The organism is Amycolatopsis sp. 2-15, from assembly GCF_030285625.1.
GTDB classification, from domain to species: domain Bacteria; phylum Actinomycetota; class Actinomycetes; order Mycobacteriales; family Pseudonocardiaceae; genus Amycolatopsis; species Amycolatopsis carbonis.
On the sequence record NZ_CP127294.1, the window covers coordinates 6022272 to 6037937 of the forward strand.

A 15666-nucleotide genomic window follows, 5' to 3' on the forward strand; every position below is an offset into this window, starting at 1 on the left:
AGGAAGCCGCCAATGCGGTCTTCGACCAGACCGTCGCCTTCCTCGAAGCCGGCGAAGGCGGGGCACTAAATCTGACTCGCGCGCAGAAGGGCAGCTTCGTCGCGCTGTGCTGGATGGCGCAGGTGCTGCGCCACCTCACCGAGCCCAAGCCGGAGTACGTCGCCGAATGGCAGGACCTACCGGCGTGGCAGCGGGACGTGTACACCTACGTCTTCGAGTCGATCGAACAGCGGTTCGGTCGGCCTCGTTGTGGCGAAGAGTGACTCGGCGACTGCGTTGTCGAAACGCGATCCGGCGCAGAGATGGCTGGTCGCTCTCGGGCTCGGGAAGACGGAAGTGCCGCGTTCGTGCCCTTTGGGCCCTGTTGCCTCAAGGGCAACTGATTGTACGCAATTAAGTTGTACCCTTCAGAAGTAAGCAAGAAGCCCGACTTCCGAGGAGTCAGATTGCGCACACGTACCCGCCTCACGAAGATCGTCGCCGCGACGATGGCGCTGGCCGCGGCCGCGGTGTTCGCCGCCGTGCCGTCGTCGGCGGCGTCGCAGGGGCAGGGGACGCCACAGCACGGGAGCCACAAGGTGAAGCCGACGATCGTGCTGGTGCACGGGGCGTTCGCCGACGCGTCGAGCTGGAACGGTGAGGTCGAGCGGCTCGAGCGGCTCGGCTACCCCGTGATCGCGGCCGCCAACCCGCTGCGTGGTGTCGCGTCCGACGGGGCCTACATCAAGGCGTTGGTGGACAGCGTCGACGGCCCGGTCGTGTTGGTCGGGCACTCCTACGGCGGCTCGGTGATCAGTGCCGCGGCGCTGAACGACCCGAAGGTGCAGGCGCTCGTCTACATCGCGGCCTTCCTTCCCGACCAGGGCGAGTCCGCGGCTGAGCTGTCCGCGAAGTTCCCGGGCAGCACGCTGGGTGACACACTTCAGCAGGTCGCCCTTCCTGGCGGCGAGACCGACCTCTACGTGAAGCAAGACCTGTTCCCGAAGCAGTTCGCGGCCGACGTCCCGTCGGCGCAGGCGCGCCTGATGGCCGTCGAGCAGCGACCGATCGCTGCGGTGGGCCTGAACGGCGCCTCTGGCCCGGGTGCATGGAAGAACATCCCCTCGTGGAGCTTGATCCCGACCGGCGACAAGAACATCCCGCCGGCGGCGCAGGAGTGGATGGCCAAGCGCGCCCACGCGCACACGGTCGTCGTGCCGGGAGCCTCGCACGCCGTGCTGGTCTCGCGGCCCGACAAGGTCACCGACATCATCCTCAGCGCGGTCGACGCCACCACCAAGTAACGCACTCGACGAGCGGAAAGCCCCGGCACTGCCCGGGCTTTCCGCCTGAGCTCAGGTGCCGGTCAGCCGCTCGACCAACGCGACTTGACGGCGGCCGACCAGGCGCGCGCATCGAGCGGGACCTTCACGACGGCGCCTGGCAGCGGCTGGTTACGCTCGCGTTGCGGCTACGCGCGGCACAGGCGGTGGTGCCGACGGAACTCGCCGAACTGGCCGCCGAGCTCGGCGAGCTTGCCAGCCAAGCCGCCGGGGCGCTGGACGAGCTGCCCGAGGCCGCGAGCCCGCCCGGAGAAGGAACCAGCCTGCGTGCGGAACTGCCGCTCGCCGGACCCAACCCATCGTCCACAATGGATAGCTGAGGTACGGGGCAACTCCGACCGGGTGGACCCCCGTGAGCCCGAGAACCAGCGCCGCGGCGCAGAAGATTGCGGAAGCAATCGGGCGCTTCACCGGCCCACGCCGGGTGTCAGCGAGTGAGTAGAGGGCGGCCGAGAGGAAGCCCGCGGCCGCCGGTTTCGGTGGACATGAGATCGGCGTAGAGGTAGACGGAAACCGCGACGAAGGCGAAGACGACGGCGCCGCCCGCGCGGGTGAGGCTGGTGGCGCCGGTCATGGTGCCGGCGAGGAGCAGGGCGAGGGCGATGTCCACCAAGCCGAGGAGGAGGGTGAAGCTCGACGGCAGGCGCAGGGTCACGAGCGTGAGCATGACGATGGTGATCAACCAGGACAACAGCCAGGCGACCTGGGCGTCGGTGGCGGAAACGACGGAGGTGCCGAACCAGCCGTGGGCCAGGCTCAGCGTGAGGGCGGCGTAGCTGGCGTAGAACCCGAAGAACACGGCGAACAGGCTGGCGGATGCGTTCTGCCCGAGGGCTGCGGCCCAGACGGTGGTGATCAACAGCCCCATGGCGGTGCAGGTGCTGAGGATGGCAAGCGTGGCGCCGGAGGCACCGCCGGGCAGCGCGCCGATGTTGATCAGGCCGAGGCCGATGGCGCCTGCGATGACGGTGGGGATGCCCACGACTCCCGGGTTACCCGCCAGCGGGTTGGCGGTTGGGGCTTCTAGGTCTGTGGGTTTTCCGGTCGCGCGCGCACCGGGGTCTTGTGCGTGATCGGAGATGACGGTCATCGCGGTGCTCCTTCGTGGTGCGGATCAGATCGGGGCGTCGAGAAGTCGCTGTAGTGCCGCTGCGCCACGCCGACCTCATCTTCGGGATGTGCTCGCCGCAGGTGGCGAAGATCGGGTTGGCGAGTCGGCGCGCGCAGCCCGCGACCAGGACCATCGGCGGCAGAACGGCGTCGTGGCAGCGTTCATGACATGGGCGGGTCGACCTTCAAGCCGCCGACGTCGTGCTGGCAGACAAAGGCCGGCAACCCGAAGTCGCGATGGAGCCCGACACCGCCGGTCGCTGGGGATACGACCGCGGGTGCTTCCTGGCGCACCAGCACGAGCCAGTCGTCGAGCCGGGCACACGGGATCGCTCGAAACGACGGCGAGCGCAAGCGGCACCGTCCGGCGTCGGCAAGGGCGTCACGGTCGTGCGCGGTTGTACTGGACCGGCGTCCGGACCTCGCCCCCGAGCTCGGTCGCGGCTCGGCGCGCCCAGTACGGGTCGCGCAGCAGCTCGCGGGCGAGCAGAACCGCGTCGGCCTTGCCCGAGGTGATGATCTCCTGGGCCTGCCCGGCCTGGGTGATCAATCCGACGGCGGCGACCGGCATCCCGGCCTCGGTGCGGACGCGCTTGGCGAACGGCACCTGGTAACCAGGACCCCGGACGATCTTCGCATCGGGCACGTTGGCTCCGGTGGAGACGTCCATCAGGTCGACGCCGTGCGCCGGCAGTTCCTTGGCGAAGCGGACGGTGTCGTCGGCGGTCCAGCCCTCGCGGTCGTCGTCGGGGTTCTCGGTGAGCCAGTCTGTGGCGGAGATGCGGAAGAACACCGGCAGGTCCTCCGGCCACACCCGCCGAACGGCGTCGACAACCTCCCGGGCGAACCGCGTCCGGCCCTCGAACGAACCACCGTACTCATCGGTGCGGTGGTTGCTGAACGGCGAGAGGAACTGGTGGATCAGATAACCGTGCGCGCCTTGGATCTCCACCACCTCGAACCCGGCTTCCAGGGCACGTTCCGCAGCCGCCGCGAACTCCTGGACGATCTCGCCGATCCGCGCCCGGGTCAGAGCCTCGGGGACGGTCGAGGAATCGCTGAACGGGATCGCACTGGGGCCGACCGGCGTCCAGCTGTGCGGTTCGCCCGGTGCGAGGCGGCGTCCGCCGTCGACCCAGGGGCGCTCCACGCAAGCCTTCCGGCCGGCGTGCGCCAGCTGGATCCCGGCGACCGTGCTCTGGGACTTCAGGAAGGCCGTGATGCGACGGAAAGCGTCGACCTGCGTGCGGTTCCAGATGCCGAGGTCGTACGGGCTGATCCGGCCCTCCAGGCTGACCGCCGTGCCCTCGGTGAGGATCAATCCGGTACCACCCGCGGCGCGCGCGGCGAGGTGGGCGAAGTGCCAATCCGTCGGAACGCCGACCTGCTCGCCGTCGGGCGCCGCGCTGTACTGGCACATCGCCGACATCCAGATCCGGTTCGGGATCGTCAGCGACCGCAGCGGGTACGGGGTGAAGAGCGTGTTCAACCTCGACTCCTTTGTGGACTTCAGGTTCGGGTCCGGCCCCAAGGTTCGTCACCGCCTAGAGATCCAGTGTCAGATGTGACGTCTTCGCTCGGGAAACACAGATCATCATCACGTTGTTCTCGGCGCGTTCCTCGTCGGTCAGGAGTATGTCGCGATGGTCGGGGACGCCCTCGAGGACAGTGGTCTCGCAGGAGCCGCAGACACCCTCCTCGCACTGGGACACCTGCCGGACACCCGCGTCGCGAAGAGCAACCAGAATGCTTTCACCGGCGGGAACGGTCCGCCGGACACCCGACCTCGCACACCTGACCTCGAACGCCTCGTCCTGAGACGTGTCGATGTCGTCGGCGGCGAACCGTTCCGTCCTCACCGGAACGTGCGTCGGTGCGGCATTCTCGATCGCGCACAGCAGACGGGAAGGACCGCAGGCGTAGACGGAGGTGCCCGGGGACAGCCGCTGAAGCAGCCCTGGGACGTCGAGCCGCCGGGTTCCCGACGAATAGAGGGTCACGCGGTCGCCGTAGAGGGCGGTGAGCTCGGCGACGAACGCCATGCTCTCAGCGCTGCGCCCCGCGTAGTGCAGTTCCCATTGCACGCCGCGAGAACGCGCCTCCTCGATCATGGCCCGGATCGGCGTGATCCCGATCCCCCCGGCGACGAACACCACCGGACCGCTGACGGCGAATGCGAAATTGTTCCGCAGACCACTGATCCGAAGCGTCTCTCCTTCGGCCACGTGGCTGTGCAACCAGGACGACCCGCCTCGCGACTCGGGCTCCCGAAGGACGGCGATGCGCAGAAAATCGGCGCCGGGCGGTCCACACAGGGAGTACTGGCGTGTCAGCCCGGCTTGAGGAATGTCCACGTCGATGTGCGCGCCCGCCGACCACTGCGGCAGCGGCGTCCCCGCCGGTGGCGCGAGATCGAGCGTCATCACCGCATCGGCCACGCTCCGGCGGCGAACGACGCTGAATTCGCTCGGGAAGACGCCGGTGCCACCGGCAACTGTTTCGATGCTGGACGAGGAGAGCGGCACGAGCATCCTTTCAGGGTGAGAAGACGATTTACCGTTGTCCGCGGCGAGGTGCGGGCCGCCGTCGCTGTCCGAATCGGAAGGACGGTCGACCGGGCGGGCGAGCGGGAGCACCGCCCGCCCGCCGGATCTCGCGACGGTCGGTTCAGACCACGGCGGGCAGCGTGGCCTGCTCGCGATTCTCCTTTGCTGCCTTGCCGAGCAGGCTCATGGAGGCGAAGCTGATCAGGCACAAGGTGACGGAGTATCCGGCCACGGCCATCCAGGATCCGGTCGCAGTCAGCAAAGCCTGTGCGATGAACGGCGCGAACCCGCCGCCGAGGACCGCTGCCACCTGGTAGCTCAGCGAAATCCCGGTGTAGCGCACCTTGACGCTGAAGGTGGCGGCGAGGATCGAGGCGATCGGAGCGTATGCCGCGGCGTTGAAGGCGTTGCCGAGCATGCGCACGGCGAGGATCGCCGCGAAGGACCCGGTGTTGACGATCAGGTAGGTCGGGAAGGCAAGGACAGCCAGCCCGATGAGTCCGACGTAGAAAACCGCTCGGTTGCCGACCCGGTCGGCCACCCGGGCCGCCACGAAAGTCATTCCGGCGTTGACGGCCGAACCCATGATCGTCACCAGCAGCATCGACGATGCCGGTACTCCGGCGTGCGTAGTGGCGTAGGACAGCAGGAACACCTGGCCGAGGTAGAAATCCGTGCTCGTCACGATCGTCAGACCGATCGTCAGCGCGACCGAGCGGGGGTACCTGGTCAGCACCTGAAGCAGCGGCGGGCGTTCCGGCCTCTTGCTCTTGGCTGCGAACTCCGGACTCTCGGGCACGCCCGAGCGCACGACGATCGCGATGGCCACCACCACGATGCTGAGCAAGAACGGGATTCGCCAGCCCCAGGAGAGAAGCGCTTGGCGGTCGAGCGCGCCTTGGAGGACGAAGAACATCGCTGCCGAGAGGAGATAGGCGACGGGAACGGCCGCCTGGGTGAAGGCGCCGTAGAACGTGCGACGGTGTCGCGGTGCGTGCTCGATGGCCATCAGTGTGGCGCCGCCCCACTCGCCGCCGGCGGCGAAGCCCTGGAGCAGTCGAAGCAGCACGAGCAGTGAAGGCGCCCAGATGCCGATCGCCGCGTAGGACGGCAGGATGCCGATCGCGACGGTGGCGCCTCCCATGAGCAGGACCGTCGCCACGAGCATCGGGCGACGTCCGTACTTGTCGCCGAGATGTCCGATGATCACCGCGCCGAGCGGGCGCATGATGAATCCCGCGCCGAAGGCGGCGAACGCGGTGAGCGTGCCCGTCGCCGGATCGCTGCTCGGGAAGAAGACCTGCGAGAAGATCAGGGCAGCGGCGGTGCCGTAGATGAAGAAGTCGTACCATTCTATCGTCGTGCCGAGCATCGCGGCCGCAAGTACCCGCGCGGTGCTCACCTTTCTCTGGCGCAAAGTCGAATCTTTCGACTCAGCCGAAGCTTCGATCATGACCGTACCTCCATTGGTGCGGTGGGATTCGAGGGTGAAACACTTCTTGCCAACCTCGCGCGGGAACCGTCGTTCTTTTCAGGAACTCGGCGACGGACGCGGTGCCGGATCTTCGTGGTGAGTCTTCGCCCGATGCTGCAACCATTGCTCGCACCGGGTTTCGATCTGATCGTGGGCGCCGAAAGCGACTTTGCTTCGGCAAGCCGATGATTCGCCGCGGGCGTGAAATAATTCAATGATGTTCCGCGCGGCGTACCGTCGATCCGTTCAGGACCTCAGAGACGGACGCGGAATCGGAATTTCCCGATTAGTCTCCACCCGATGCCGCAGCCATTGCTCGCGCCGCCTTTCGAGCTGGTCGTGGGCGTCGAGAGCTTCCCTGCTCTCGGCGACACACCCGTCCAGCTCCGGGTATTCAAGGCGGCAGACCCACTCGCCGCTTTCGGACTCGCGAGTGGACACATCCATCATGTACGGAATGGACAGTGCGCGCTCGAGGGCGCCGTCGCCAGAGGCGCGGCCGGCGGCTTGGCTCGGCTCAGACACCGGCGGCCAGCGCGGGATCGGTCGTCGGCTTCTCGGTGCCGTCACGGAGCCCTTGCGTCGCGGTGAGCCAGTCGGCGCCTGTCGGCAGCACGACCCCGCCGGAGCGCTGCCGGTAGAGGTCGGGTTCGTTGGCGCCGGGGGGAAGTTCGCCGCTGTCGACGAAGGTGCGCAGAGCTCGCAGGATCCTCCGCCGGACGCGGATGACCATCACGTCGGAGCTGCCGAGGTGTTCATGGCGGCGGTCCAGGACGCCTCCCATGCTCTCGGTCATCGCCCGGTCCTCGAGCGGCACGCTGTCGAGGCCGGTGAAGCTCCGCCCACTGCGCTGGGCATCGCGGTCGATGTCGTAGTCGTTGTCGAGCGTACGAGCGGAGCGGAAACGGCCGTGCCAGTCGGTCGTGTTCGGCAGGAGCTTGAGATTCTCGTACGTCTCGGCGCCGATCGCGAGATCGCTCGGCACCTCGTCCGCTGTGGCCAGGTAGACCATGGTGTGCTCGTCATCGAGGGGGACCCGTGCGGTGACGGTCTTGGAGCTGCCGAGAAGCCCGGTGGGGATCATGGTGTAGAACGGGAACAAGTAGTGGGCGATGCGCCAGTAGGTCTCTTGATCGTTCCCGGCAGGTCGATAAGCACCATAGGACGAGCCGAATTCGGTGTCGACCACTTTGTACCTCGGAGCCCGGTCCTCCAGCATGTGGCGAAGGAAGGTCCCCTCGGGTGCAGCATCGTTGTTCAAGTGGCCGACGTGCAGGAATCCGAAATGGCTCGTGTCGATGTCGCCCTCGAGAGCCTGGAGCCAGTTGCACTTGATCTGGAAGACGTTCACCGACTTCGTCGCACTCGGCCCGTCGTCGAAGAATTCCAACGCGGGCAACGGCGGCGGCTCGTCCTGTGAGCCGAGGTAGGCCCACACCAGTCCACCTCGCTCGACAACCGGCACGGACCTGGCCCGGACCTTGTCCTTGAAATTGCTCTCGACCGGCTCGTTCGGCATGTCGAGGCACTGGCCCGAAACGTCGAACTTCCAGCCGTGGTAAACGCACCTCAGGCCGCCCTCTTCATTGCGCCCGAAGAACAAGGAGGCGCCACGGTGCGGGCACTGCGCCGCCAGCATTCCCACCGATCCGGAGCTGTCGCGGAACGCGATGAAGCGTTCGCCCAGCAGGAGAACCCGGACCGGGTCGCAGTCGGGCGCGGGCAACTCGGTGGACACCAGCGCGGGCATCCAGTACTCGCGCATCATCGACCCCATCGGGGTTCCCGGTCCGACCTTGGTGAGTAGCTCGTTGTCACTCGAGCTGAGCATCGCTTCTCCTCGACTTTGAGGCGCGCCGCGTACACGGAACGCACGAACGGAAGTCCCCGGACCGACCCGAGGCAGGTACTCGAACATCGTTCAGCTTTGGTATTTACGCACTTGATCTCGACGCCTGTCAAGCACGTCTTTCCGGCAGGTCTGCCCCCCGGCAGGTCGACCGTCCGGGTCCGCGGCTGTAGCGTCAGGACGGTGTCGCCAGCCCCCGAGAACTCGCCACTGAGCCCCGCGAACGTTGCCCTCCCGCCCCGGGAACGAGGACGGACGCGGCACTTGCAGATCGTGCGCGCGACGGCTCTCTTGATCGATTCGGCGCACTCTTCGGGCCGCCGGCCGCTGACGCTGCGCGGGATCGCCGAAGCCGCCGACACGCCCGTGGCGTCGATCTACCACTACTTCCCCGACGTGGACGCGATCGTCGCCGCGGTGGCCACCCAGTACGGCAGTGAGCTCAGCTCGGCCGTCGAGGCCGGAGTGTCCCGTCCGACCGAATCCCCGAGTGGACTGCTGGACACCATTTTCACCATCTATCACGACTTCTTCGCGGCGCGACCCGGCCTGCGCGAGATGTGGTTCGACCGGAAAGCGTCGGAAAAGGTCGTCGAGATCCATCGCTACTTCCGGGCCGACCTGGCCAAGATTCTGCGCGCGGGAATGCACCAGTACTCGACCAAGCCGCACGACCTCCTGGCGTATCAAACCTGGATCGAGATCACCGGAATCCTGTGGGAAATCGCTTTCCAGTCCGACCCGGACGGGGACCCGCGCGTGATCGCCGAGATTCGCGAAGTGTCCGAACGTTTTCTGTGGCGGCGGATGGGTATCACTTTTCCTCCATCCGACGCGACGGGCCTTAAAGATCCCGGCGCGCACCACCCGGCGCCCGCGGAAGGACCACCGCCTCGTACCTGGGAACTGCCACTGCCACCCCAGGCGCGAGGACGCAAGAACAGGGCGCAGATCCTGTCGGCCGCGTCGGCGATCATCGATTCCCAAGGCCCGCACGGCCCCGACGTGAACGTCCGCGCCATCGCCGGTGCGGCCGGGACGTCACCCGGGTCGATGTATCGCTACTTCGAAGACCTCGACTCCCTGGTGGCCGCGGTCGCCGACGCGTACATGCACGACCTCCTCGCGGTTCTCGACGAGGTGGAGGCTGCCTCCGAAGGTCAGGACTACGCCTCGTTCAACAAGCGCAAGATGGTGGCGTACCGGGCTTTCTTTGCACAACGTCCTGGCCTGCGAGAGCTCTGGTTCGACCGGCGCGCCTCCGAGAAGGTGCAGGAAATCCACTCCCACTACAGACGGGTCCTCGCCGACCGCAACCACCAGGCGATGTCCCGCTATGCGCGCCGTCCAGGGGAGATGTTCGGCCACACGTTGCACATCGAGGTGACGGGTGCGTTGTGGGACCTGGCTTTCACCCTCGATCCCCAGGGGCACCCGTACGTGATCGACGAGATCGAAGAACTCGGCATCGACTTCGTGCGGCGCCTTCACGAGCGCGCGAGCTGACGCGCCGGCATCGATCCAGGCGTCAACTTCAACGAAAGCCTGTACATCCGTCGCGTATCCGTAGAAGAATCGGCCGACGACCCGGAGACGGCTCTTGCTGCAGGAGGCTGAATCGATGAGTGCGAGCGATCAGATCTGCGAACTGGACACGGTCACCCTGGCAAGGCGGATCGCCGCCAAGGAAATCTCTCCGGTGGAGGCGCTCGACGCGGTGCTGGCACGCCTCGACCGGCTCGAACCGAAGCTGAACATGTTCGCCACCGTGGCCGCTGATCAAGCCCGGGAGCAGGCGAAACAGGTCGAGGCCGACCTCGCCGCCGGTCGGGAAGTGGGACCTCTCGCCGGAGTGCCCACCGGGATCAAGGACCTGATCTGCACTCGCGACATCCGCACCGCCTCCGGCTCGCAGGCCTACGCCGACTTCGTCCCGGACGAGGACGACGTGGTGGTGGAGCGGATCACCGCGGCCGGCGCCGTCGTGCTCGGCAAGACGCAAGTGCCCGAGTTCGGCTTTTCCGGAACCGGTCAGACCCCGCTCGCCGAACCCACCAGGAACCCGTGGAACCCGGAACGAACCTCCGGCGGGTCCTCCGCCGGAAGCGGCGCGGCGGTGGCCGCCGGCGTCGGCCCGTTCTCGCTCGGCAGTGACGGTGGCGGCTCGATCAGGATCCCCGCGAGCTTTTGCGGTGTCTACGGCTTCAAGCCGACCATGGGCCGCGTGCCGCTGTATCCGGGCACGAAGGACGAACGCTACCCCGGTGTGTCGAGCTGGGAGTCGCTCGAGCACATCGGGCCACTGACCCGGACCGTCGCCGACGCGGCCCTGGTGCTGTCGGTGATCGCCGGCTACGACGAGCGCGACAGGCTGAGCATCCGCTCCGACGACGTCGATTGGCTGCGCGCCGCCGACGGTGACCTGCGCGGCTTGCGGGTCGCCTACAGCCCGGACTTCGGCTACGCGCCAGTGGATCCCGCCGTGCGCGCGGTCGTGGATCAAGCCGCCGCGGTGTTCGAGCGCGATTTGGGCTGCTCCGTCGAGCGCGCTGATCCCGGCTGGGAGGACCCCTACGACGCACTCCTGCCGATGATCCTCTGCGAGAGCGATCTCGCCGGCCTGCGGCGGATGGCCGAGGACCTCGGCGACCGCATGTCTCCCCACCTCGCCGAAGTTCTCCGCGCCGACTGGACCGCCGAGCAGCTCACCACCGCCGTGATGCGCCGCAAGGCCGTCTACAACGCGTCTTGGCGCTTCTTCCGCGAGTACGACCTGCTGCTGACCCCGACGGTTCCCGTGACGGCGTTCGAGCACGGCCTGCAGGGGCCCGCCTCGATCGACGGTCGCGAGATCGAAGCGTTCTCCTGGCTCTCGTTCACGTTCCCCTTCAACTTCACCGGCCAGCCCGCCGCGACCGTGCCGGCCGGCTTCACCGAGGAAGGACTCCCCGTCGGTCTGCAGATCGTGGGCCGCCGCATGGACGACGCCCTGGTGCTGCGAGCCTCAGCTGCCTTCGAAGCCGCCGCTCCGTGGCACGACCGGCGACCGCCGATCCTCATCGAGAACGTCAGGGAATGACTCGGGTGGTGTGTGGTGCGCCGCAGCAGGGGACGCCGCCGGAGCGCCCGGAGTTACGGGCCGGATGGCCGTGCTGCGTTTTAGGTCCTGGTGCTATTAGCGGGGTGTCGCCGGCGGTGGCGAAGCGGGTGAGTCTCCGGTGCAGGCCGCTCGGCGGGAGACCGCCGAGGAGACCGGGCTGATCGCCGACCGCGAGTTCGTCGCGCTGGACGCGCGGAACACGATCCCGGTCGTCTACATCACCGGGGAGTTCACGTGGGGTCGGACGTGCTGGTGATCCCGGAGTACGCGTTCGGTCGGAATGAGGTTTTCTCAGTAGCGGCCGTGGTGTTCGTGGTGGGTGAGGACGAGTGCTGCTTGGACGATGCTGCCGATGCGTTGGGGGGCCGAGGGTGATCCGTCGCAGGGTTGACCAGCGGGTTTTGAGGGTGGCGGCGGCGCGTTCGCCGAGGCAGCGGAGTCGGCTGTGCAGCAGGTTGAATGTTTGTGGGTCGGGGGCAAGCGGGGGTTGGCCTGCGGGTTTCTTGAACGGTGTCCAGATCCCGATCCCGGCGGCGTTGGTAGGCCCGGTCGGCCAGCGTCGGTAGGCCCTGGCTGGGCGAGGCGGTCAGGGCGCCGACGATGCCGAGGTCGCGGGCGGCGGAGAGGTCGTTGCGGGAGCCGGCCAGCGCGGGTGAGGTCCGGAGCGGGAATCCGTCTGCGCTGGTCAGGAATCGCACGTTGCCGCCGAAACTGCGGTGTTTGCCGGAGTACCACAGGTGCACCGTCGTCCCGCGGTTGGTGCCTGTGGTTGTGATCGTGGTCGCCGCGACGCGGGTGGTGGGGATCAGGGTGCCGTCGAGGACCGTCGCGAGGGTGTACGACGCGCTGCTGGGTGGCAAGGACAACTACGAAGTGGACCGGCAAGTCGTGCGGGAACTGACCGCGGCCATGCCTGACGTGGTCGACCTCGCGGTCGAGAACCGCGCGTTCCTCATCCGCGTCTGCCGTTTCATCGCGAGCCAGACCGAGGTCCGGCAGTACCTCGACTGCGGTTCGGGGCTGCCGACCGCGGAGAACACGCACCAAGTAATACAGCGGATCCGGTCGCGCACAGAGTGCTCGTAAGGGCATGGGATAATTATCGGGAGAGAACATGAATTTCGTGAAGTCCACCGAAGAAGATCGTTACGGCGATCGGCAACCGCACCAGCGTGCCGATGACCGAGGTGCTGAGCGCTCCCGGGACGATCCTGCGCGAGGTCACCCCCGACGCACGCCGCCGGCCGTTCACCACCGCGGAGTTCGTGCGAGCCCACCTCGAGACCCGCAACACCGGCCCCGGCCCGGCGGGCCACGGGTTCACCGACAACAACGCCGACGGCCGCGACGTGTACTACACCTTCCGCATCGCGCCCGGCATCACCGGTGTCAGCCTCGACACGACCACGCTCGGCGGGTTCGTCGACGGCTCGATCGGGCTCGGCCAGTACAACTGGCTTGAGGCGTTGCTCGCGCGCGGCTCGTCGACGTACTACGACTTCTTTGGCCGTAGGATCACGCACCACGTCACCGACGAGCTGTTCGTGCTCTTCAGCCACCACACGAGCGACACCATGGGCAATCCCGCACCAGACTCGCGCCACCCGCTGGAGCCCCGGCTCGACGGCGACGCGTTCGTGGCGCTGTTCAACCGGTTCCCGAACGTGCTCGCCTGGGTCAACGGTCACACGCACCGCAACAAGATCACGCCGCATCCTGGTTAAACGCCCGCGCAGGGCTTTTGGGAAATCAACACCGCCTCCCACGTCGACTTCCCGCAGCACGCGCGCGTGCTCGAGCTGGTGGACAACGGCGACGGCACGCTCTCGATCTTCACCACGCTCATCGAGGCCGAGGCGCCGTATGCCGTGGACTATTCAGCGCGGAACCCACAAGCGCTTGCCGCCCTGTACCGCGAGCTGTCCTACAACGACGTCCACGTCGACCTGAGCCGCGTAGGCTCGGTCGGCGACCACAACACGGAGCTGCTGCTCACCAACCCGCTCGGTTGATTATTCCGGAGGTCATCGACGCGCCACAGCCGGCTGAAGTCGACTGCGAGGCATGACCGATTCCGAGGGCACGCAACTGTTCCACCGGACCATGCCCTTCAGCGGACGGCTCGGCATCGAGGTCCTCTCGCACGGCCAGGACCTCGTCCGCAGCCACCTCAAGCGGGACGCGTCGCTGTACGCCCTCGGCGACGTCCTACACGGCCGGCCTTGCTGTCGTTCGCCGTCGCGAGCGGCGCGATGTGCGCGTAGCTCAACCTGCCCGCCGGTGCCCCGGGGACGACGACGCGGAAGTCGAGGACCAATTTCTGTCGCGGCAGGTTCCTGGCGTATTCCGGTTCGGGCCCAGCCCTTCCGCGTACGCCGCTCCACCGCCCGTGGAGGCGGAGCCGCCGGCTGATGCTTGACCGGCAGGGCCCCGGACGCCGGTGGGGCGGCGTACGCGTGTCGGACCGTGGCCCGTGTCGTTGCCATGCCCCCGCCGGGTGTGTCTGTCCACCGCGGGCGGCGGGCGGGGCCGACGCCCGGCCCACCGGGATCATCCTGCTGATGCGGCGGGCCCCTCGGCTTCGGCGGTGCGCCGGCCCGCCAGGAACCACAGCAGTGGTCCGAGAAACGGTGCGCAGAACGCGAACACGATCCAGACGAGTCTCATGCCGCCGGTCAGCGGGCTACGGAGGATGCTGACGAGCGCGGCCACGAAAAAGATCAAGGGGATCAGGCACAGCGCCCCGATTCCCACGGCCGCGGCGATGTGCGCCCCGTCGGTTGCGGCCAGTTCGGTGGGGAAGTTCATCGGTACCTCTCTCGGGTTCTCCTCGGTCCGCGGTCACCACCTGGACCAAGACACGGTCAGACACGGTTTCAGATGGTCGTGTGGTTTCGGCCCAGCTAAGGGGGGCTGCTGCAATGGCCGAGCGCCGTACAACAGCGGTGGGCGTCCTCCGCGCGAGTGATCATGGCCGGGAGATACCCCGCCGCCGCGAGCCCCAACCGGGTGACTGTCCACGAGGCCCGCGCGGGGCCGGGTGGCTGACTCGCCGGACCCCTCCGGGCACCGCGTCCGCACCGCCGTGACCATCGCCGACAAGCTGCACCAGCTGCTCGCCGCGCTGGTCGAAACGAGAGCGGCGGCTTCCGGCCCGTCGGCGGGCTCGCCATGAAGGTTGACAAGCCGCACGCCCTCGCGTCGGCCACAACACCGTGGAAGACGCTGAGGAGCGCGAGAACCAGTGAGCACCGCGTAGGGCCGGGGCGCCAGCCGCGCCGGCGGCGTGACCTGCGCCGGCTCGTCTTGGCCTGAAGCGCTGTCGTGAGCTCGCCGGGGCGAGATCTCGGCCCACATCTTGGGGCGGGCGAGGGTAGCAACGATCGGCCTGTACGGCCGGAAGCACACCCGGACGTCGTGGATCCACACGGCGTTGAGGTCATCGACCAGGTCTAGACCGGGCGAAAGCTGACCGGGATCGACGGTGCCGGTGTCGGGCTTCTCCGCGAAAGCGATCAGCGCGCGTACGACTCGTGTGCCAATGGCCCGCCGCGCCGGTCGAATTCGATGTGGCCGTCGAGGGTGCGCCAGTGGACTCGTTCGACAGCGCCTTCGAGCGCTCGGCTCGCCCGAATGGCGAGCTCAACCGCCCCGAGGGCGATCACCGACCGATAGGCGCGTCGGTGCGCGTCGAGGACCGGGGACCATGGTGACCGCCAGTTCGGCCGATATCTCGGGATGTCTCCACTTCAACCGCCGAAGGCTGGGCTTTTCTCCTGGACCGTTCTTGTGCCAGTAGGTCACGCGGCGCCGTTCGTTGACGAGACCGGCCGAGTTTTCGTGGATGTCCCAGTAATCGCGGCTTTAGGCTGTTCGCCGACGAGCTGAACAGGACGGATCGTTGCGGCTGGACACGGCCGCAACGGTAGCCCGGACAGCGGGGAGAGTCGTCCCGGCCCGATTCGGGTGATCCCGGCATCCGCCGTTTCGGGTGCGCAGAGTCGGAACAGGTGCTTGCCCGAACGTCACCACGCGTGCCGTCGTCCTTGAGATGGCCTGGGCCGATAGCTAGCCTGTGTGAACTTGTGCAGCGCGCGGACGTCTGGCAGCTCGCCGGTCTTCGCGTGGCACCCGGAGCTCAGTGACTTGGCTCAGTCTCCCGGGAGCCGGCCGTCCGACGCCGAGCGGACGTGGTCCCGGGCTCCAAGGTCGGTGCGGGCTCATGAACGTCTTCGACAAGGCTGTCAAGTATCGGCGGTATCGGT

At 67.6% G+C, this 15666-nt stretch carries 14 protein-coding genes and 2 pseudogenes; 9 read left to right on the top strand and 7 right to left on the bottom strand.

Features of this window, described 5'->3' with window-relative positions; genetic code table 11:
* The first annotated feature begins 113 nt into the window (after positions 1-113).
* The 3 genes from QRX50_RS29785 to QRX50_RS29795 all read left to right on the top strand — a co-directional run bounded on the left by QRX50_RS29785 (position 114) and on the right by QRX50_RS29795 (position 1642).
* On the top strand, positions 114-263 hold the full coding sequence (locus QRX50_RS29785; RefSeq protein WP_285966442.1) for a hypothetical protein: 150 nt from the start codon (positions 114-116) through the stop codon (positions 261-263).
* 183 nt (positions 264-446) lie between these two features.
* Positions 447-1283, top strand: a complete 837-nt coding sequence (locus QRX50_RS29790; RefSeq protein WP_434533154.1) for an alpha/beta fold hydrolase — start codon at positions 447-449, stop codon at positions 1281-1283.
* A gap of 161 nt (positions 1284-1444) precedes the next feature.
* Positions 1445-1642: a hypothetical protein gene (locus QRX50_RS29795; protein WP_285966443.1), complete on the top strand. Its 198-nt coding sequence runs from the start codon at positions 1445-1447 to the stop codon at positions 1640-1642.
* 107 nt (positions 1643-1749) lie between these two features.
* Here the strand turns inward: QRX50_RS29795 and QRX50_RS29800 are convergent, their stop codons facing one another.
* From QRX50_RS29800 to QRX50_RS29820, 5 genes are all read right to left on the bottom strand, one after another.
* A complete protein-coding gene (locus QRX50_RS29800; protein WP_285966444.1) occupies positions 1750-2412 on the bottom strand; it encodes a GPR1/FUN34/YaaH family transporter in 663 nt (220 codons plus the stop codon).
* 402 nt (positions 2413-2814) lie between these two features.
* Positions 2815-3921 (bottom strand): NADH:flavin oxidoreductase/NADH oxidase, encoded by a 1107-nt coding sequence (locus QRX50_RS29805; protein ID WP_285966445.1) that lies wholly within the window; start codon positions 3919-3921, stop codon positions 2815-2817.
* A 55-nt stretch (positions 3922-3976) separates the two neighbouring features.
* Positions 3977-4963 (bottom strand): PDR/VanB family oxidoreductase, encoded by a 987-nt coding sequence (locus tag QRX50_RS29810; RefSeq protein WP_285966446.1) that lies wholly within the window; start codon positions 4961-4963, stop codon positions 3977-3979.
* Positions 4964-5099: 136 nt separating this feature from the next.
* Positions 5100-6431 (bottom strand): MFS transporter, encoded by a 1332-nt coding sequence (locus QRX50_RS29815; RefSeq protein ID WP_285966447.1) that lies wholly within the window; start codon positions 6429-6431, stop codon positions 5100-5102.
* A 538-nt stretch (positions 6432-6969) separates the two neighbouring features.
* A complete protein-coding gene (locus QRX50_RS29820) occupies positions 6970-8283 on the bottom strand; it encodes a Rieske 2Fe-2S domain-containing protein (protein WP_285966448.1) in 1314 nt (437 codons plus the stop codon).
* A 414-nt stretch (positions 8284-8697) separates the two neighbouring features.
* Here QRX50_RS29820 and QRX50_RS29825 point away from each other — a divergent pair, with 414 nt between their 5' ends.
* The 3 genes from QRX50_RS29825 (at position 8698) to QRX50_RS29835 (ending at position 11657) form a co-directional block, all read left to right on the top strand.
* Positions 8698-9807 carry a TetR family transcriptional regulator gene (locus tag QRX50_RS29825; RefSeq protein WP_285966449.1) on the top strand — a complete coding sequence of 370 codons (1110 nt, stop codon included), beginning with the start codon at positions 8698-8700 and terminating at the stop codon, positions 9805-9807.
* A 115-nt stretch (positions 9808-9922) separates the two neighbouring features.
* Positions 9923-11380, top strand: coding sequence for an amidase (locus tag QRX50_RS29830; RefSeq protein ID WP_285966450.1), 1458 nt, complete (start codon positions 9923-9925; stop codon positions 11378-11380).
* Between the two features lie 139 nt (positions 11381-11519).
* A complete protein-coding gene (locus QRX50_RS29835) occupies positions 11520-11657 on the top strand; it encodes an NUDIX hydrolase (protein WP_285966451.1) in 138 nt (45 codons plus the stop codon).
* On the opposite strand, the gene QRX50_RS49815 is transcribed toward QRX50_RS29835, so the two are convergent.
* Positions 11632-12267, bottom strand: coding sequence for a transposase family protein (locus QRX50_RS49815; protein ID WP_353074009.1), 636 nt, complete (start codon positions 12265-12267; stop codon positions 11632-11634). The genes QRX50_RS29835 and QRX50_RS49815 overlap by 26 nt on opposite strands.
* On the opposite strand from QRX50_RS49815, the pseudogene QRX50_RS29840 reads away from it, so the two are divergent.
* Both QRX50_RS29840 and QRX50_RS29845 read left to right on the top strand, forming a co-directional pair.
* Positions 12176-12463, top strand: a pseudogene (locus QRX50_RS29840) (SAM-dependent methyltransferase); the annotation flags it as partial. The gene QRX50_RS49815 and the pseudogene QRX50_RS29840 sit on opposite strands and share 92 nt — an antisense overlap.
* A gap of 74 nt (positions 12464-12537) precedes the next feature.
* A pseudogene (locus tag QRX50_RS29845) lies at positions 12538-13413 on the top strand (TIGR03767 family metallophosphoesterase); the annotation flags it as partial.
* Between the two features lie 538 nt (positions 13414-13951).
* On the opposite strand, the gene QRX50_RS29850 reads toward QRX50_RS29845, so the two are convergent.
* On the bottom strand, positions 13952-14209 hold the full coding sequence (locus tag QRX50_RS29850; protein WP_285966452.1) for a PLD nuclease N-terminal domain-containing protein: 258 nt from the start codon (positions 14207-14209) through the stop codon (positions 13952-13954).
* A gap of 232 nt (positions 14210-14441) precedes the next feature.
* Between QRX50_RS29850 and QRX50_RS29855 the strand changes: the two genes are divergently transcribed.
* Positions 14442-14576: a hypothetical protein gene (locus QRX50_RS29855; RefSeq protein ID WP_285966453.1), complete on the top strand. Its 135-nt coding sequence runs from the start codon at positions 14442-14444 to the stop codon at positions 14574-14576.
* The last annotated feature ends 1090 nt before the right edge of the window (positions 14577-15666 follow it).